Annotated in this window: 10 protein-coding genes and 1 pseudogene; 4 read left to right on the top strand and 7 right to left on the bottom strand. The window is 71.2% G+C overall.

What is annotated here, in order from left to right:
• The first annotated feature begins 105 nt into the window (after positions 1-105).
• Positions 106-762 (top strand): ATP-binding protein, encoded by a 657-nt coding sequence (locus EKH77_RS14850; RefSeq protein ID WP_126914854.1) that lies wholly within the window; start codon positions 106-108, stop codon positions 760-762.
• A 1-nt stretch (position 763) separates the two neighbouring features.
• On the opposite strand, the pseudogene EKH77_RS14845 reads toward EKH77_RS14850, so the two are convergent.
• Positions 764-3,903: pseudogene (locus EKH77_RS14845) on the bottom strand (DUF3427 domain-containing protein).
• A gap of 161 nt (positions 3,904-4,064) precedes the next feature.
• On the opposite strand from EKH77_RS14845, the gene EKH77_RS14840 reads away from it, so the two are divergent.
• Entirely contained in the window at positions 4,065-5,150 is a 1,086-nt protein-coding gene (locus tag EKH77_RS14840; protein WP_126914853.1) for an MrcB family domain-containing protein, read from the top strand.
• Positions 5,151-5,268: 118 nt separating this feature from the next.
• Here EKH77_RS14840 and EKH77_RS14835 read toward each other — a convergent pair whose 3' ends face one another.
• Positions 5,269-6,681, bottom strand: a complete 1,413-nt coding sequence (locus tag EKH77_RS14835; RefSeq protein ID WP_126914852.1) for a PrsW family intramembrane metalloprotease — start codon at positions 6,679-6,681, stop codon at positions 5,269-5,271.
• A gap of 82 nt (positions 6,682-6,763) precedes the next feature.
• Entirely contained in the window at positions 6,764-7,657 is an 894-nt protein-coding gene (trmB, locus tag EKH77_RS14830) for a tRNA (guanosine(46)-N7)-methyltransferase TrmB (protein ID WP_126914851.1), read from the bottom strand.
• A gap of 223 nt (positions 7,658-7,880) precedes the next feature.
• Between trmB and EKH77_RS14825 the strand changes: the two genes are divergently transcribed.
• Positions 7,881-8,894: a glycoside hydrolase family 16 protein gene (locus EKH77_RS14825; RefSeq protein WP_126914850.1), complete on the top strand. Its 1,014-nt coding sequence runs from the start codon at positions 7,881-7,883 to the stop codon at positions 8,892-8,894.
• Positions 8,895-9,110: 216 nt separating this feature from the next.
• Here the strand turns inward: EKH77_RS14825 and lhgO are convergent, their stop codons facing one another.
• The gene (gene lhgO, locus EKH77_RS14820; RefSeq protein WP_126914849.1) at positions 9,111-10,424 is read right to left on the bottom strand and encodes an L-2-hydroxyglutarate oxidase; all 1,314 of its coding nucleotides are present in this window, start codon (positions 10,422-10,424) and stop codon (positions 9,111-9,113) included.
• A 71-nt stretch (positions 10,425-10,495) separates the two neighbouring features.
• Positions 10,496-11,956, bottom strand: coding sequence for an MFS transporter (locus EKH77_RS14815; RefSeq protein WP_126914848.1), 1,461 nt, complete (start codon positions 11,954-11,956; stop codon positions 10,496-10,498).
• A 699-nt stretch (positions 11,957-12,655) separates the two neighbouring features.
• Between EKH77_RS14815 and EKH77_RS14810 the strand changes: the two genes are divergently transcribed.
• Entirely contained in the window at positions 12,656-14,890 is a 2,235-nt protein-coding gene (locus EKH77_RS14810) for an asparagine synthase-related protein (protein WP_126914847.1), read from the top strand.
• Between the two features lie 73 nt (positions 14,891-14,963).
• Here EKH77_RS14810 and EKH77_RS14805 read toward each other — a convergent pair whose 3' ends face one another.
• Together EKH77_RS14805 and EKH77_RS14800 are read right to left on the bottom strand one after the other, a co-directional pair.
• Entirely contained in the window at positions 14,964-17,081 is a 2,118-nt protein-coding gene (locus tag EKH77_RS14805; protein WP_430980991.1) for a sigma-70 family RNA polymerase sigma factor, read from the bottom strand.
• A 580-nt stretch (positions 17,082-17,661) separates the two neighbouring features.
• On the bottom strand, positions 17,662-18,411 hold the full coding sequence (locus EKH77_RS14800) for a TetR/AcrR family transcriptional regulator (protein WP_126914845.1): 750 nt from the start codon (positions 18,409-18,411) through the stop codon (positions 17,662-17,664).
• Between the last annotated feature and the right edge of the window lie 395 nt (positions 18,412-18,806).

Here is an 18,806-nt window from a genome sequence, read left to right as displayed (position 1 = left end):
CGCCCTTCCAATCTGAGAGTTCCATTTTGGGATTGAGCCTGCCACTCTCAAATCACACGCTGATCGCACACCGTGCTCACCTCGTCGCTTCGGAGGGCCGATCGCATGAACAGGCCACAGTTCGCCGTGCCGCAGGTCTGGGAAGTCCCCTTCCTGGCTGTGCCGGAGAGGCTCACTCACCTGCGAAAAGGCGTGGCAACGACTCTGAGACGCTGGGGGCTGCCGGATCTGGTGGACTCAGCGCAACTGTGTACGACGGAGCTCATCACCAACGTCATCATCCATGTGGGAACCAAGACGCCGACCTGGGTGAAGCTCTCCATGCTCGACACCCACGTGCGGATCGAGGTTCGTGACCCCGACCCACACGGAGTCCCGGCCCTCGTTCGCACCAGTCCGGAGCAGGAGAGCGGGCGGGGCCTGCGCATGGTCGTCGGCGTGGCCAGCCGTTGGGGCGTGATCCCTCGCGCCTACGGCAAGACGGCCTGGTGCGAGCTCTCAACCGGACTACTTCCGGCGCCCGAGCCCCAGCCGACGTCCCCGCGCATGCTGCACACCGAGGCTCTGCTCACCGTCTACGGCCGGCTACCGGCACTGAGCAGAGCCAGCTCACCCGCCGTGCGCCTGGTGGCGGAGGAAGCCGCGACCGCGCTGATCGCCGACCTCCTCCACTGGCTACAGGCCCAGGGCACAGCCCCGGACACCGCCCTGGACCGAGCGCAGAAGCGCTTCGAGGCAGCGGTGACGAGGGCCGCCTCGTAGCTCAGCTGGCGGCAATGGCGGAGTACGTCCACACATCAGCCGGCATCTCGTGCTTGAGCTTCCAGATGATGCCCATGGGGTTACTGCCCTCGTGTGAGACGTACTCGGCTGGCCCCAGCAACATCCACGGCTGAGCACCACCTATGTCGTTCTTCTTGTACCGGCGCACGAACAAGAAGACGTCCGAGCCGTTCTCCTTGTGATTCTGGTAGCGCACGCCCGTGGGTGAGGTGCTGGAGGTCTGGTTCTGAGATTCCCAGTGGAAGAGCTCCGGGCTCCGTGCGTAGTCCTTGTACCGGGTCTCCGGGGAGAAATCCTTCTCGTCCTTTTCAAGGGTGATGAGAAGCGCATCGATCTTGGCACTCTCACACCATTTCACCCCTCACGGAAGTGCCCGGGAAGGAACCCGCCGACACTCGCTTGGCCGAGCGCAGGCAGGATCTCTTCCCTGCTGTACGAGGCGTGGACGGTGAGTGGGATGCCTGCATGTGCTCCCACCAGCTGCACGGGCAGGTGTTCCGTGTGGGCCAGGTTGTGGCTCAGCACCTGTCGGAGTTCGCTGCGGAAGTCGACCTGCTTGGCCAGCGCCTGGAAGCCCTCGTCGTACGAGGCGAAGCTCCCACCAAGCGGCCACAAGGAGAAGAAGAGCATCCGGGCGTATGCCTGGCCCACCTGGTCAAGGGTGTCGTACGCCGGAGCTTCGTCCTCCAGCATGCGACTGTATGCAACTACACGAGCAGGATCATCGACGTGAAGGAAGGCAGAGATGCGCTTGAGCAGGGCCTCCTCGCCATTCGGCCCAGCCTCGGGAAGAAGATGGGCCCGGCGCAGCAGGCGCGTCCAGGAGTTATTGGCGCGGTAGAGCTCCTTAAGCTCCCGCCGGCTCTCACGGAGATAGTCAGAGATCCTCGGTTCTGCGTAGGCGGCGACCTCGCGCGTCAGCTGTGTGACATTGACCCCGATCTGGTTCTTGATGTTTTCGAGAATCCGCTTCTTCGACTTCTTGTCGAGCACAATCTGGCACCCGGACGGGAGCAGCGGAAAGTCCTGCTCCATGTTGTCGACCAGGCGCTTGCGGGTGAGGTTAGTGAGCGCTCGGAACTGTTCCTCGAAGCGGAACTCCTTGCGATGCTGCCCGATGAAGTCCAGGACAGTGAGCACAGCCTTGTCAGGGGTACGCCGAAGACCGCGACCGAGCTGCTGAAGGAAGACAGTGGCGCTGGAGGTCGGCCGGAGCAGAAGAAGCGTGTCCACGTCTGGGATGTCCAGCCCCTCGTTGAACAGGTCGACAGAGAAGAGGACCTGGATTTTTCCCTCGCGCAGATCAGTTAGGGCTTGTGCGCGCTCTGCCGCGGGAGTGGAGGCGTCGAGGGCCATGGCGTTGAGCCCGGCCTGTTGAAAGAACTCAGCCATGAAGCGGGCGTGCGCGACGGATACGCAGAAGCCCAGAGCCCGCATGGCGCCAGGATCGGTCACCTTGTCCTGCACGGCTTTGACGACCAGGCGTGCCCGGGCGTGGTTCCCAGTGAACAGCTTGTCCAGCTCACCAGTGTCATACGCGCCGCGCTTCCACGTCAGGCCCTCCAGGTCCACGCTGTCAGCGATCCCGAAGTAGTGGAAGGGGCTGAGGAGATCGTTCTCCAGCGCTTCCCATAGACGCATCTCGGCGGCGATACGACCGTCGAAGAACTCATCTTGGACGTTCTGCCCGTCCATGCGCTCAGGTGTGGCAGTCAGACCAAGGAGCTCGGCCGGCTTGAAGTGATCAATGATGCGCCGGTAGGTCGGTGAGACGCCGTGGTGGAACTCATCAATGACGATCATGTCGAAGTGATCAGGGGCAAAGCGCTCAAGCGAGCGAGCGTTCAGGGACTGGACGCTAGCGAAGACATGCGTCCAGCCCTCCGGAACCTCGCCGCCGACCAGCAGTTCACCGAAGTTCGCGTCGTTCAGCACGTGCTGGTACGTGAGCATGGACTGCTTAAGGATCTCTTTGCGGTGGGCGACAAAGAGAAGCTTGAGGTCGCGGTTTTGGAGCTTCGCCCGCAGCGCTCGGTAGTCGAGGGCTGCCATCACGGTCTTGCCGGTACCCGTCGCTGCGACGAGGAGGTTGCGATGACGGCCGTGGATATCGCGCTCAACCTGGAGCTGTTCCAGCATGTCCTTCTGGTGGGGGTACGGGCGCACTTCAAGCCCCGAGAGGCTGATGGTAGGCCTGCCGCCTCCCCCCTTACCGCCCGCTTGTAGGAGTGCTTCGTCAAGCCGGTCGCCGTCCTTCTCGGGGTCGTACGACTCGAACGCTGCGTCGCTCCAGTACGCATCGAAGGTGGCCTCGAACTTCTTGAGAACCGCAGGAGTCGCTACAGACGACAGGCGAACGTTCCACTCCAGACCGTCGAGGAGAGCAGCCCGCGAGAGATTGGAGCTGCCCACGTAGGCGGTGTCGTAGCCGCTGTGGCGGCGGATGAGCCAGGCCTTCGCATGCAAACGAGTGGACCGCAGCTCGTAGTTGACCTTGACCTCTGCGTTGAAGTCCTTGACCAGTCGGTCTAGCGCTTTTCGCTCGGTGGCCCCTATGTAAGTGGTGGTGATGACGCGGATGGGCACGCCACGGGCAGCCGCTCCCTTGAGGGAGTCTTCAAGCACGCGCAGACCATGCCACTTCACGAACGCGCAGAGCAGGTCAATGCGGTCTGCAGTGGCGAGCTCGGCTCGTAGTTCGTAGCCGAGGTTAGGGTCTTCGGGGGAGTTGGTGAGCAGTGCCGTGTCTGACAGGGGCGTGGCAGGACGGATGCTGTAGGCGTCGGGTGCTTCCTGCTCAGCGATGGCGAGCAGCTGGCGTGGCCCATCCGCCACAACCTCGATCCACTGCTTGGCTCCATCGAGGCTGCTCATGGACTCGAGGATGTGGTTGGCAGCCAGGACCTGTTCGGACGCGGGCAGCGAAGCAAGGATGCGATGGACGGTCTGGGCGATGTGGCGGGCCAAAACGTGGGGAGAGGAGTGCTCACCAACCGGCTGGGCTGTGGGCTTCCAGCCGTTTGCTTCGAGCTTCTGTAGATGCCCTTCGAGGCGCGAGGTGATCAGTTCCTCGTACAAGCCTGGTACCGGCGTTGCTTGGCTGCTGAAGCGCTCGCTCATTGATGGCCCCCTCGTCTCCCCAACTGATGGGGATGTTCTACCAGCGGGGTGTGACAGCGGGCGGAGGCGGCACGTCGGGCGCGCGAGGTTTCCACAACCAGGCTTGTCTGAAAACGATCTAGATGTGACGCATGTTGATCACTTCTAGGTAGTGTCCGGTCATGGATATCCGTGATTTGCTCGGAGAGATAGCTGCGACCTACGAGCAACACCTAGGAACTGGGGGCGGGGTCCACGCCCAGGACCTCCTGCGGGAGGTGTCTTCCCTGGTTCGGCAGGCCGTCCCGGGTGGCTTCGAGGCGAAGGGCTATGGGGGACAGGGCACCGCCGCGCACACGCCCTGGATCGGTGTCTTTCATCCAGACATCACTCGAGACCCGAAAGAGGGCCTCTATCTCGCCTATATCTTCGCTGCTGACCTCAAGTCCGTGACGCTAACGCTTCAACAGGGCGTAACGCGGCTTGCGGACGAATACGGTGACGGCCAGAAGCTCCGCGACTTCCTTAGTGCTCGAGGCGCGACGCTGTTCAGTGGGCTCCCGTCGGAGCTCGTAGCTGATTGGGCGAACAGCCCGTCGTTCAACAGCACGGTGGATCGGCCGCGAGCCTACGAGGCAGGCAGTGTTGTTGCGCGATGCTACGAGATCGGCTCTTTGCCGCCCGAGGGTGTCCTGCGTCAAGACCTTTGGCACGCTGCTGAGATCCTGCGGTTGGCGGCTCGTGTCGAGCCGGGTGTCTCGGTTGAGCCTGCGCCTGAAGGATTTACGGCGGGTTACGTGCCAACGAAGCACACCGAGTACAAGGGTCTCGAGGGCTTCCAACCCAAGGACGGTACCGACTACGTCGCCCACATCGCTGAGCGGACGATCACCAAGTCGCGTAGCCACGAGGTGCTGGTCGAGCAGTTTGGGCACTACATCGAAGAACGCGGGTTCGTGCCGATCACGAAGGAGCAGCACCCCAGGGACCTGGTCCTCCGCCGGGATGGAGCGGAGTGGTTGGTGGAAGCCAAGACCATAAGCGGGCACAATCCGACCTCCGCCGTGCGCGGGGCGGTGGGGCAGCTCCTTGAGTACAGCCACTTCTGGTACCAGCCGTCGTCGAAGCCGCACCTCCTCGCGCTGTTCAGCGAGGACATCGAGGGATACATGCCCTATTTGGAAGAGCTGAAGATCGCCTCGGTCTGGAGGACTCCGGGAGGCTGGACAGGCTCGCCGCTGGCTGCTGCCTGGGGACTGGTCGACTGAGAGAAACGATCCTGCAGTGGGGTGAAGGCTTCGTGACAGCGCTGGCCCTCATGGTCTGGGCCCCGGCGTTGAGGTCTGTGCTGTTACACGGGAGGGCGAGCCGCCCTCCCGTGCCCCCTTAGCGGTGCTGCCCCGGTCCCTGCCCCCACGCCGGGCTTGTGGCTGGGGGCGTGGGTGCGCCCCAGCCCTGTGTCGGGACGCCCGGTACCGGTGGGGACCAGCCCTGGGGTGGGGTGCCGTAGGGCGACCCCGCGCCAGCCGCGAACGGTGGTCGCGCGGACGCCACCCCCGCCACCGCGCTCGCCAGCGCCGGCTGGGCCACCTCCCGGCGTTGCCACAAGTGGTGGAGGAGTTCCGCCTCCCGGGCCCCGAAAGCGGGGTCCGGGGTGCCTCGGAGGGCTCGGTGGCGGAGGAAGGCAAGGGACGTGGCGTAGGAGATGTATTCCGCGACGATTCGGGCCGCCGTTGGGCCGCCGTGGCGGCGGGCCAGGTCTCGGGCTATGCCTCGCGCGCGCATGGAGGAGAGGGCGTGGGGTTCGGGTGGGGTGAGCCAGCCGGCGGACTGGTAGGCGGGGAGGTGGGTCTGGATCGTGCGGAGCTCGTTCTGGCGGGACCAGAGGGTCAGCCACGTCAGCAGGGCGAAGACCGGCACCATGAAGAGGGCGTAGACGGCCAGGAAGCCCGCGCCCGGCAGGGTCGCCGAGCCGTTCCACAGGCCGTGCAGGAGCATCGCCGTCAGGAGGGCGCCCACCGGGACGAGCCAACGGAGGAGGCGGCGGTGCTGCGGCAGCGTGGCTGCCAGGCCGAAGCCCAGGCCCGTCATCGACGTGAAGAGCGGATGCGCGAACGGCGACATCAGCACCCGGACGAAGAACGTAGCGGCGGTCGTCGAGCGCAGGCCCTCGTAGCCGAAGCTCTGGTCGTTGGCGAAGGCGTTGCCGAGGTAGAGGATGTTCTCGGTGAAGGCGAAGCCCGTGGCGGTGATCCCGGCGACCACGACGCCATCGACTATGCCGTTGAAGTCCCGCCTCCTGAAGAGGTAGAGGAGGAGGATCGCCGCTGCCTTCGCGCTCTCCTCCACCACCGGCGCCACGAACGTCGCGCCCCAGCCCGCCGCGTCCTCGCGCTGCGCGCCCGCGACCGTCGTCAGCAGCCACTTGGTGGCGTAGCCGTTCGCCAGGATGGCCACCAGCGTCGCCGCGCACGCGCCCCACGCGAAGGCGAATATCAGGCTCTTCCACGGCTTCGGCTCGACGCGGTCCATCCAGCGGAACGCGGCTATGAGCAGCGGCACCGGCAGTACCGCCAGGCCCAGCCCCACCAGGAAGCCCTCGGTGCCCGTCTGTTCGCGCACCAGCGCAAGGATGATCAGGCCGCAGAGCGCGAGGAGCAGGAACACCGCTCCGATCCGCACGGCCTTGTTGTCCCAGAGGGTGTCCCACAGCGCCCGGCGGGGGGCGTAGTGCCCGGCGGCCGGGGGGAGGGGGAGCGCGTACGGCTGCTGCTGAGGGTGAGGTGGTGGCTCATGCACGCCCCGACCCTAACCAAGGGGCGGAGAGCGCAGTGACGGTTTTCTCGCCCCTTGGAACCCGCCCCTCGGAACGTGCCGCGCGTTACGCCGCGCGGCGGCGGAACAGCAGGTCGTGGACCACGTGGCCCTTGTCCAGGCCCTGGCCCTCGAAGCGGGTCAGCGGACGGAACTCCGGGCGCGGGGCGTAGCCGCCGTCGGGCTGGGTGTTCTCGAAGTCCGGGCTGGCCGTGAGAACCTCCAGCATCTGCTCCGCGTACGGCTCCCAGTCCGTCGCGCAGTGCAGCAGGCCGCCCGGCGCGATGCGCGTCGCGGCGAGCGCCAGGAACTCCGGCTGGATCAGCCGGCGCTTGTGGTGACGCTTCTTGGGCCACGGGTCCGGGAAGTAGACGCGCAGGCCGGCGAGGGCGTCCGGGACGAGCATCTCGCGGAGCAGGATGATCGCGTCGCCGTTGGCCACCCGGACGTTGTCCAGGCCGTTCTGCTCGGCCAGGTTGAGCAGGTTGCCCTGGCCCGGGGTGTGGACGTCGCAGGCGAGGATGCCGGTGCCGGGGTCGGCCGCCGCCATCTTGGCCGTGGCCTCGCCCATGCCGAAGCCGATCTCCAGGACGACCGGCAGCCGCGGGTCGCCGAACAGCTCACCGAGGTCCAGCTTGCTCAGGCCGTCGATGTCGAGGCCCCACTTCGGCCACAGCCGGCGCAGCGCCTCGCCCTGTCCGGTCGTGACCCGGCTGCGACGCGGCTGGAAGGACCGGATGCGGCGCTCGTGGTGCGAGCCCGCGGGGTCCGGCGCCGGGCCGTCGGGGAACATCGGCTCCCGGCGGGCACGGGCGGGGGCGGGGACGGCAGGGGCCGGTACCGCCGCGCGGGCCTCAAGAGGCTCGGAGGCCTCAAGGGCCTCGGAGGCCTCAAGGGCCTCGGGGACCTCAAGGGCCTCGGGGGCGGTGGCTTCGGTGGTGGGAGCGTGGTTCTCGGGCACAGTTCCTCAAGTCTACGGGCGGTGCCGGCGAAGCCGTTTCCGATCAAGGGCTGGAGGCCCTGGGGGCTGTCGCTCGTCAAAGCGGGCGGACTTCTTTCCGCCGATCCGGTGGGCCGTGCCCCCGAGCGCGCGTGGTGGCCCGGGAGCAGGGCCTCCCACTCATACGATCTTCCTCGCCCGGCCCGCCACGATGCCGCCACGATGCGTGAGACGGAGACCACTCATGCGACTGCGACTGCGACTGCGACCGCGACCTCGACTGCGCCCCCTCACCCGCCGGTTTCCCGGGGCCGTGGCGATGCTGGCCGCCGCCGCGGTGCTGATCGGCGGCTGTGACGTTGCCCGTGACGCGGCCCGTGACCGCATCGCCGGCCTCCGCCACGTCGTCGCCGCTGCCCACGCCCGCCCTGCGGCCGCCGATCACAAGCCCGGCGGGCCGAAGGCCGGCAGCCCCAAGGCCAAAGCCGACGCGTGGCGCCTCGTCTGGTCCGACGAGTTCCGCGGGCCCGCCCGCCACCGCCCCGACCAGGCCAAGTGGTCCTTCGACCGGGGTGGCGAGCCCCAGTGGGGCAACCACGAGTGGCAGTACTACACGGACCGGCCCGGCAACGTCTCCCTCGACGGCCACGGCAACCTCGCCCTCACCGCCCGCCATGAGCGGGTGCACGAGGTGCGCGGGAAGAAATGCGGCTTCGGGCCCTGCGACATCACCTCGGCACGGCTGACGACGAAGGGAAGGTTCGCCCGCGCCTACGGCCGCTTCGAGGCCCGCATCAAGATCCCCAAGGGGCAGGGGCTCTGGCCCGCCTTCTGGATGCTCGGCGCCAATGTCGACAAGGTCGCCTGGCCGGGCAATGGCGAGATCGACGTCATGGAGGCCCTCGGACGGCAGCCCGGCACCGTCCACGGCACCATCCACGGCCCCGGGTACGTGGCCCAGGGCATCGAGAACCACACCACCCTGGCCCGGGGGCGCAGCCTCGCCGACGGCTTCCACACGTACCGCGTCGACTGGGCGCCCGGGAAGCTCACCTGGTACCTCGACGGCAAGCCGTACGGGGCCGCCTGCGCCGGGCAGCTCAAGCACGGGCAGAAGTGGGTGTTCGACCACCCGCACTATCTGCTGCTCAACCTCGCCGTTGGCGGCGACTGGCCTGGGCCGCCCGACCGGTCGACGCCGTTTCCCGCGCGGATGCTGGTCGACTACGTGCGGGTTTACGAGCGCGCCGGTCGCTGAGTCGCCGTGTGGGGTGCCGCCGTGCGGGGTGTCGCCGTGCGGGGTGTCGCCCGTTCGGCACCGCCGGGCTCCGGCGTCGTGGCCGATCGCCGTCGCGGCGGGGAGGGGTGCCCCAGTCCCGCCCTTTCACCGTTTCCCGAGGGCTCCGCCCCCGGACCCCCGGTCCTCAAGCGCCGGACGGGCTGGACTCGGGCTCCGCCCCCGGGCCCCCGGTCCTCAGACGCCGGACAGGCTGGATTCAGTCGCCGCCCCGCCCAGATGCGCCAGCACCCGCCGCGCCACCTCCCGGCCGATCGGCAGGGAGGCCGTCGCCGCCGGGGAGGGCGCGTTGAGGACGTGCACCATGCGGGGCGACTCCGCGAAGAGGAAGTCGTCCACCAGCGTGCCGTCCCGCAGCACCGCCTGCGCCCGTACGCCGGGGGGCGCCGGTATGAGGTCGTCGACGGTGATCCCCGGCAGCAGCCGCCGTACCGCCTCCGCGAAGGCGCGCCGGGACAGGGAGCGGCGTATCTCGCCCGCGCCGTACCGCCAGTGGCGCCGGGCTATCCGCCACGTGCCCGGGTAGCCCACCGTCCCGGCGAGCTCGCCCGGTCGTACCGTCCACCGGTTGTAGCCCTCGCGGGCCGTCGCGGGCACCGCGTTCGGACCGAGGTGGACCCGGCCGTCGATGCCCCGGGTGAGATGGACGCCCAGGAAGGGGAACGCCGGGTCCGGCACCGGGTAGACCAGGCCGCGCACCAGGTCCGTGCGCTCCGGGGCCAGCTCGAAGTACTCCCCCCGGAACGGGACGATCCGCATGCCCGGGTCGTCGCCCGCCAGCCGGGCCACCCGGTCGCTGTACAGCCCGGCGCAGTTGACCAGTGCCCGGGCGCGCAGCACCTCGCCGCGCGCCGTGCGCACCGCGACGGCCGAGCCGCGCCGTCCGACGACCCGTACCTCCGACCCGTAGCGCACGGAGGCGCCGGCGTCCTCCGCGAGCCGGGCCAGGCGGCGGGCCACCGCGCCGAAGTCGCACACCCCCGTCGTACCGACGTGGATCGCGGCGATGCCGCGCACCGCCGGCTCGTACTCCGCTATCTGCGCGGGGCCCAGCTCCCGCACGGGGATGCCGTTCTCCCGGCCGCGCTGGACCAGGGCGTGGAGCCGGGGCAGCTCGGAGCGGTCCGTCGCCACGATCAGCTTGCCCGTCACCTCGTGGGGCAGGCCCTGCTCGGCGCAGAACCGCACCATCTCCGCCGCTCCCTGTACGGCGAAGCGGGCCTTGTATGAACCGGGGCGGTAGTAGATCCCGCTGTGGATCACCCCGCTGTTCCGCCCGGTCTGGTGGACGGCGGGAGCGTGCTCCTTCTCCAGCACGACGACGCGGGTGCCGGGGGCGGCGCGTGTGATCGCGTACGCCGTCGAGAGCCCCACGATCCCGCCCCCGACGATCAGCACGTCACTGTCGTAACCGCCGTCACCGCGCACCTTCAGTGCTTCGCCACCCACGTCACCATGATGACGGGTGCTACTGACAATGGGTTGCCACATGGCCCCACGTGCGCTTTCGTCCGCGCGGGAGGGGCGGGGGAGGGGCCCGGCCCCGGCCCCGAGAGCTCACCTCACCCGTGCGCCACCAGCAACGGCCTCGCCCGCTCCCTCAGCTCCACCACCCTGGGCTCGTTCCCGTACGGCTCCAGGCGGTGGAGCAGATCGCGTACGTACTCCGTCGTACGGGCCGAGGAGATCCGGCCCGCGACCTCCAGTGCCCGCGCGCCCGCCGCGCACGCCGCGTCCAGATTGCCCGACTCCAGCTCGGCGACCGCCGACACCACCAGGCGCAGGCCGTGCGAGCGTACGAACTCCTCCGTCGGCCGGGCCAGGGCCTGCTCCGTGAAGCGCTGTACCTGCCGTGGCACCCGCAGGTCGCGATAGCACTCGGCGGCGTCGGCGGCGAACCGCTCCTGGGTGTAGAAGTCCAGCCAGGACGGGTCCGGGTCGCCCGGACGCGCCCGCTCCAGCCAGCCTTCGGCGGCCTTCAGCGCCGTACCGCACGCGGGACCGTCCCCCGCCTTCGCCTGGGCGCGCGCCTCGACGAGGCGGAAGAAGCTCATCGCGCGGGCGGTGGCCAGGCCGCGGTTGCGCTCCAGGGCGGCCTGGGCGAGGTCCACGCCCTCGTCCGCGAAGCCCCGGTACGTGGCCTGCAGGCTCATCGACGCCAGGACGTACCCGCCGAGCGGGACGTCCGCCGCCGCCCGGGCCAGCCGCAGCGCCTGGATGTAGTAGCGCTGGGCGGCCTCCTGCTGGCCCGTGTCGAAGGCCATCCAGCCCGCCAGCCTGGTCAGTTCGGCCGTCGCGCCGAAGAGCGCGCGCCCCACCTCGTCGCTGTACGAACCCAGCAGCAGCGGTGCCGCGTCGACGCGCAGGCACTCGGGGACCATCGACGAACGCCAGTCGCCGCCACCGTACTTGGAGTCCCAGCGGCGGGCGTCGTCGGCGGCCTCCCGCAGCTTCGACACATCGGTATGGCCGACACGCTGCGGTAAACCGCAGTCCGCGCCGCCTCCCGAGGCCGCCGCGGTGGCCGCCTCCCGGGCCGCCTGCTGCGGCTCGCGCGCCACCGAACTGTCGGCGGGAGTTATGAGCCAGCGCGAGGCCGGCGTCGAATACGCGCTGACGGAGAAGGATCCGGCCAGGCTCTGCCATATCCCCCCGCCCCCGCGCCGACCGGCGACATCCAGCCGGTAGAGCTCCGTCGCCGACCGCACCGCCTGGCCGACATCGCGCGGAAAGGAGAGCCCCACCTCCGGCGCCGGATCGGCGTCCGCGAGCCCGATCTCGTGCAGCGGCACCGGCCGGCCGAGCTTGGCCGCTATGGCCGCCGCGATCAGATGCGGCGCCGCGCCCTGCGGGACCATGCCCTTGGAGACCCACCGGGCGACGGACGTCTTGTCGTAGCGAAGTGTCAAACCCCGTTGCGCGCCGAGGTCGTTGACCCTGCGCGCGAGACCGGCGTTGCTGATGCCGGCGAGGGCGAGGACAGTGCCCAGCTTCTCATTCGGCCCGCGTGGCTCCCTGGACATGCGCACCCCTCGACGAACGGCGCCCGCCCCGGCATAGGCTCGGGGCATTCGTAAACCCAGCGTAGTTCGCCGCATCCCGACCGTTAAGAGGTGATGTCCCGGATGGCGAGATTCTGGCCCGTATGTGCGTGCATCGAGGGGCACGTGCTCCGGTTGTGTGTGGCCGTGCGCCCGCCGTGCGCTCTGTCCGCGCCCGCAGGGGCGGCGGTTCCATGGAGGGGCGTGGGTTGGCCCGCTGCGCTGGAACCAGTGGGCTGGGGGAGGCCGTCGCCTCATTCCCCGCGGGCGGCGGCACGGTCCGGGAGGCGGCTCGCGCCTCCCGGACCGTACGCGCGCACGCGGCCGGTCCTTTCCTGCCGCGCTCGCGCCGTGTCCGTCTCCTTTCCGGTCCCCGCTGAGCGGACCGCGAACCGGCGCGCCCCGAATTTGGCCGGATCCGGGTGCGCCGCGCGGCCGAAGACAGGGGGTTCGCCGATGACGCCTCCGGTGAACCGTCGGCCGGACCGCCGGGCGAACCGTGACGAAACGCCATTTCCGTCCGTTGTCAGGTGAGTTGACAGCCGGCGTCGCACGGAACGCGTCGCCCAACGGGCGCCCCATGGATGTCGCAACCGTCGCCCGCTGTGCATGATGACTGCTACTCGATGACTGCTACGCGGTGTGCGACCTGTTGGTTGTCCACAGCCTGTGGAGGCGGCGATGCGCTGGTTGGTGGGATGGAGCCGCGGCGCCGCCGGAAGCGGCACGGAGGCCCGGCCTGACGCACCCGACCGGTCCGACCGGCCCGCGTCGCCCGGCCCACCGGTCGAGCCCGTGGGCGCCCGCCTCCTGTGGGGCGAACCGGCACCCCTGTGGGCCGTCGGCGACTGGCGCCCCGACGAGGTCCGCGTCGTCCACGCCGACGCCGACACCCGGCTCGCCGTCCTCGGCCGCTGCGGCGCGAGCGACGAAGCCCTGCGCTCCGGCCTCCTCGCCGCGCGCGGCGGCGCGCTCCGCCACCTGACCGCCTGGCCCGGCAGCTACACCGCCGTCGCCCGTGTCGGCCGCCGCCTCACCGTCGCCGGGGACCTCGCAGGCGCCCGGCCCGTCTTCCACGCCGCCTGGTCCGGCGGCACCGCCTACGCCACCGCGGCCCTCCCGCTCGCCGACCTCGTCGAGGCCGAACTCGACATCGGCTACCTCGCCGCGCTCCTCGCCTGCCCCGACTCCCCGGAGGCACTCGCCGACGGCACGCCTTACACCGGCGTCCGGCGCGTCCCGCCCGGCCACGCGCTGGTGCTGCGCGACGGCGCGCGGGACATCACCGGATACGAACCCACCTCCTCCCTCGCCGTCGCCGCGCCCCAACTCGACGCCCGCCAGGCCGTGGAGGGCGTCCGCGAGGCGATCGTCGAAGCGGTACGGACCCGGCTCGCCGCCCCGCGCCACGCCGTGGAGTACGGCGACGGCCACGTGCCGGACGGTGGCCACGTGCCGGGCGACGGGCACCTGCCGGGTGATGGACACGTGCCGGACGGCGGCGCGTACGGCCACGGGCGCGCCCCCGACGGGGGGACCGCGCCCGGCGCGGGCCCCGCCCACCGGCGCACCGCCTACCGCCGCGGACCGGCCCCCGGCGTCGGCGCCGACCTCTCCGGGGGCAGCGCCTCCGGCACCCTGGCGCTGCTGGCGGCCGGGCTGCCGGGCCTGCCCGGCACCCCCCTCGGCTTCGGCAACGGAACGGGCGAGCGGCTGCTCGCCGTCACCTTCAACGACCTCGCCTCGGACGGCGGCCGCACCCGCGAATCCGAACTCGAACGAGCCCGCGCGATCGCCGCCAACCCCCGCCTCCGCCACGTCATCGTCGCCGCCGGAACGGAAGCGCTGCCGTACGCCGAGCTGTACGACGGCCCGCTGACCGACGAACCCGGCCCCGCCATCGCCTCCGCCGCCCGGCACCGCAGGAGACTGGCCGCGGGCGGCGCCGACCACCTCGTCGGGCACGGCGCCCGGCAGGTCCTCGACGCCCACCCGGCCCGGCTGGCCGACCTGTTGATGGACCGCAGAAGACGCCACCTCCTGAAGCCCGTCTCGGCGCTGGCCCGCGCCGACGACCCCTCGGCGCACTCGCTGTTCGTCCCCTTCACCGTCTACCGGGCGGCGCGGCGGCTCGCCCGCACGTCCTACCGCGAGGGCCTTGAGGCAGCGGCGGCGGAATTGCTGACCCCGGGGGCGTACGGCCCCCTCCCGGGCGCCCCCGCGACGGGCGGCCCCGTGGACGCGTCACTGGCCGCCCTCGCCTGGTGCCGGCCCGGGCCCGCCGCCCGGTGGCTGACCGGCGAGGCGCTCGCGGAAGTATCGGTTCGTCTCCAGAGCGCGGCGGTCCGCACCAACGGGCTGGCACAGCGCCCCGGCGAACGCCGCGCCGCCGCAGCGCTCAGCCGGCACGCCGCGGACCACCGCGTCCTGGAGCAGGCGGCGGAGGTGCGCGGCCAGCGCCTCCACGCCCCCTTCCTCGACAACCAGGTCGTACGAGCCTGCCGCGCCCTCCCCGAGGCGCTCCGGGTGCAGCCCGGGGCGCGCGCCTCCGTGCTGCGCTCTGTCCTGGCCGGCGCGGGCATCCGCGAACTGCCGCCCGGCTGGGGCGCACCCTCCCACGCCGCCCACGCGGCAGCCGGACGCGCCGGCATCGGGGCCTCCCTGGGCCCGCTCCAGGACCTCTTCGCCACCCCGCTCCTCGCCGACGCGGGCCTCGTCGACGCCGGCGTCGTACGGGGCGCCCTGCGCGCGGCGGCGAACGGCGCGCCGCTCGCCCTGGACGGGCTCGCCGAACTCGTCTCGGCGGAGGTCTGGTTACGCCGCCTCCTCGCCCGGCGCGGCACCTGCTGGACGGGCCCGGCGGCCCCGAGCCGCCGCGCCGTGGCGGGCGGCGTGCCGCCCCGGCCCAGCTTGTGAGGACGGGACCCGACCGGAGAGGACGGGTCCGACCGGAGAGGCCGGGTCCCGTTGGGAGAGGGCCTAAGGGGGCCTAGCCGCAGCTGATCCGGGCCAGCGCCCAGTCCGGCACCGCCACCCGGTCCCACGCGGACACCGGCTGTACGACCAGGCGCAGCGACTTGCGCCCCGCCAGCGGCACATGGACGGGCACCGCCGCCTGCCCGGCGCGCACCGGGCCCGAACTCCACAGCCGGGCGCCGTCCGCGTAGACGGAAAACGCGACCGTGCCCAGACCGAACGACATGTCGTCCAGACCCGCCATGGCGTCGTAGGACGTGCAGGACCGGTTGAGGTCGATCGTCACCGACGACGCGGCGTGGACGGTCACCCCGTGGCGGTACGACGTGCCGCCGATGCGGACGCCGCCGTACCGCTGCCACAGCCAACTGCTCGCGCCGAACCGCACCTCGGGCTGCGAACCGTCGCCGAACCCGCTGTACTCCAGCCGGTTGAGCGGGAAGACCGCCGGGGGCCGCGGCTTGTGCGTGGGCTTCGGCTCGGGGTCGGGCGTGGGGTCGGGCTTGTGCGTGGGCCTCGGCTTGGGGCTCGAGGTGTCAGAGGTGTTCGACGTGCTTGACGTATTCGAGGTGGGGGAGGACGGGTGGGCCGTGGGGGCGTGAGCGGTGGGCCGGGGCTCGGACCCCGACCCGGCCGTGGCGGAGGCCGCCGACGACGCGGAGGCCGTAGGGGTGCGCGACGCGGACGGGCCGGGCGACGAGGGCGAGGCCCCGGCCGACGCGCCCGTGCTCGCGTGCGCGCTCGAAGAACCCGCCACGGGCTTCGCCACCAGCGCGGGCGGTGCCGTCGGGCCCTCCGAGGCGTTCAGCCTGGGCGTGGCCTTCGGCGCACGCGGCGTCGGCAGTGCGGGTGCGACGGTGTCCTTGGCCAGCGGCTTCTCCGGCGGCGCGGACGTCCCGGCCGCCAGGGTGTACGCGATGACCGCCCCGACGGTGGCCACGGTCCCCGCGACGAGCGCGACCTTCGCCGCCAGGCCGAGCCCCTGCGCCGCGACCCCGGCCCCGGACACGCCGGACCCGGACGCACCAGACCCCGCCGCGCCGGACCCGGCCGTACCCGATCCCGAGGCCCCCGATCCGGCCGTCCCCGATCCCGACGCGCCGGAGCCCGCCGTACCGGACCCGGCCGCCCCGCCCGACCCGGACCCGCTCCCCGCAGCGCCCGAGCCGCCCGCACCTCCGCTTCCCGCCGACCCGGCGCCGGAACCAGCCCCCGCACCGGCACCCGTCCCCGCGCCCACATCCGCGCCGGCACCCGCACCCGCGCTCACGGCCGCGGCTCCCGCCGCGCCGGCCGCTCCCGCGGCGAGGCCGGACGCCGCCTTGAGCGACCAGTCGGCGGCGAACCAACCGATGACCGCGACCGGCAGCAGCCCGCGCAGCCGCGAGTTGACGTCCGCGACCTCCCGCGCCGCCATACGACAGCGCGCACACCCGTCCAGATGCCTGCGCATCCCCCGCTCGGCCCGGGCCCGCAGACTTCCGCGCGCGTACGCGCCGAGCCGGTCCGCGTAGCGCGCGCATTCGCCACCGGTCGTCAGCGACTTACTCACATGCGCCTGGAGGTACGCCTGCCGCAGCCCCTCGCGCGCCCGGTGGGCCAGCACCGCCGTGGCGTTGGCGGTCAGCCCGAGGAGCGGTGCCACCTCGCTGGGCGACTCCTCCTCCACGGTGGTGTGCCAGAGCACCGTCTGCCACCGCTCGGGCAGGCTGCGGAACGCCCGCACGGCCAGGGACTCCTCGGCCTCCTGCATGGCCCGCACATCCGCGCCGAGCCCCAGCGTGTCGTCCTCGGCTGCGACCGACGCGGCCGCCGACGAGGTCGCGAAGACCGCGAAGTCCTCGACGAGATGCTCCCGCCTGGTCGTCCGTCCCCAGGCAGCCGCGACCCGCCGCACGGTGGTCAGCAGATACGCACGCACCGCCGTGTCCGGCCCGGCGCCGCCCCGGACCGCCTGAAGCGTGGCGGCGAAGACCTCATTGGTCAGGTCCTCGGCGGTGTGGTCGTCGCGGCAGCAGCTGAGGGCGTACCGGCGGACCGCGCCGGCATGACGCCGGTACAGCTCCTCGTACGCTCCGGTGCCCTCCCCGCCGCGCAGCTGTGCGACCAGCTCGAGGTCGGACGGTGGCACATCCGTGGCTTCCTGGTCTTCCCGCACCCCCGCATCATCGACCGGCGCACCGTCCCCGGTACAACCGACGGCATCGGTATGAGCGGGAATGCCGGAAGCGCCCCGGTCTGTCACCCCCGGATCGGCGTCCGCCCGGCTGCTGTCCCTTGGCGCCGGTACTCCCGACCCGACGGGCCCGAACCACAGGTCCAGGGCACCGGAGAGGGAGTCGGGGCCCGGGTCGGGGGAGGCCGTGGACGGCCCGCCCTGACCGGGCACCTTGTGCGGCGGCGAAGGATCGCCGGCCTCGTCGCTTCCGCGAGGCTCTTCCCGCCCGTCAACACTCATAGCGCAGGCTCCCCGTACACGCCGGCACACTCGAACTCCGAGCAGCCTGGCATACGGGAACGCGGCAGGATCACTTCACCAGCGGCAACCACCCGTCCGGGCCCTGGCCGGGCCGGAATACCGATGGTCACGAGAACCGATAGAAGCCGATGGAAACCGGTGAAGAAGAGAGTGAAGAAGAGGGCGGTTGTCGGCGCCCGCGACCCGCGTCGCGGCCGCCGGCAACCGTCACCTCACGGCTTCCGCCGCCGGGCTAGCGCGCGGGACGGGACCGCAGGCCCTCCAGCAGGATGTCCAGCAGCCGCGACGAGGCCGCCGCCTGCTGTGCCGCGTCCGGCAGGGACGGCGCGGCCGTCGCTATCACCAGCAGCACATCCGCGACGGTCACATCGGCGCGCAGCTCACCCGCCGAGCGGGCACGCTCGACCAGCCGGCCCACGACCTCCAGCAGGGCCGCCGCACCCGCGTCGTCCCGCTCCTGGACCGCCGCCGGCCGCTGCTCGACGAGCCGCAGCTCGTGCAGCTGGCCTCCGGCGCCCAGGGGCTGCCGCTGCTGCGGCACCCGCGCCGGGACCCGCTCCCGGAGCTCCTCGGCCTCCACGTCGACGCCGACCCGCAGCACCTGCGGAGGCAGCAGCCGCCCCGCGCCCGACGCCACCGACGTGCGCAGGAACCGGGACAGCGCCGACCACGGCTCGTCCTCCTGCCCCAGCGCGGTGCGCGCCTGCTCGGTGAGCCGTGCCGTCTCCTCCTCGGCTATCCGCCGGACCAGCACGTCCTTGCTGGGGAACCGGCGGTAGACCGTCCCCACTCCCACCCGGGCCCGGCGCGCCACGTCCTCCATCGGCGCCCCGTACCCCAGCTCGCCGAAGACCTCGCGAGCCGCCCGCAGAACATGTTCCAGATTGCGCTGAGCGTCCACGCGCAACGGCGTATTACGGCCACTCGTGCCGTCGGTCGTCGTCGCGACAGCGGCAGACCAATGAGAGCTCTGAATGGTCATACGTTCCCCCGGTTATGACGTCTCCCCCGGAGACTCCCCGCCCTGACTGCCGGGGCGTGTCTCGACACCCCGACGGAGTACGAACATAGTTGAGCCCAGGTCAAGAAAGAAGGGGGTAGTTCCGCACAGGCCGTCCCCGATTGGAGTACGGGCCTGATCCCCTTTGATTCTGCACCACCGCTCCGCCCCCTCGCATCCCCCCTGACCTGCGAATTTTTCCTAGTTGACGGGCCTCCTCGCACGGACGGATCAGCTCCGGGACCGGTCATACATTTCAAAGTGGCTGTGGACAAACCATTGAGGGCGATGCGTCATGGGAAGGAGCTGTGCCACAACGCGAGGACGATGCCAGGACGACGCGGCAGCACGAGGAGGAAGAGGGCCTTGGAGAGCGG

This window comes from Streptomyces luteoverticillatus (assembly GCF_003970715.1).
Classification (GTDB): Bacteria; Actinomycetota; Actinomycetes; order Streptomycetales; family Streptomycetaceae; genus Streptomyces; species Streptomyces abikoensis.
The sequence above is the reverse complement of the archived record's forward strand: the minus strand, read 5'-3'. Positions and strand labels throughout refer to the sequence as shown.

Excerpts from the sequence above, each read along its gene's own strand:
- EKH77_RS14850 (WP_126914854.1), top strand. The coding sequence starts at position 106 with ATGAACAGGCCACAGTTCGCCGTGCCGCAGGTCTGGGAAGTCCCCTTC.
- EKH77_RS14840 (WP_126914853.1), top strand. The coding sequence starts at position 4,065 with ATGGATATCCGTGATTTGCTCGGAGAGATAGCTGCGACCTACGAGCAA.
- EKH77_RS14825 (WP_126914850.1), top strand. The coding sequence starts at position 7,881 with ATGCGACTGCGACTGCGACTGCGACCGCGACCTCGACTGCGCCCCCTC.
- lhgO (WP_126914849.1), bottom strand. The coding sequence starts at position 10,424 with ATGTGGCAACCCATTGTCAGTAGCACCCGTCATCATGGTGACGTGGGT.
- EKH77_RS14815 (WP_126914848.1), bottom strand. The coding sequence starts at position 11,956 with ATGTCCAGGGAGCCACGCGGGCCGAATGAGAAGCTGGGCACTGTCCTC.
- EKH77_RS14810 (WP_126914847.1), top strand. The coding sequence starts at position 12,656 with ATGCGCTGGTTGGTGGGATGGAGCCGCGGCGCCGCCGGAAGCGGCACG.
- EKH77_RS14800 (WP_126914845.1), bottom strand. The coding sequence starts at position 18,411 with ATGACCATTCAGAGCTCTCATTGGTCTGCCGCTGTCGCGACGACGACC.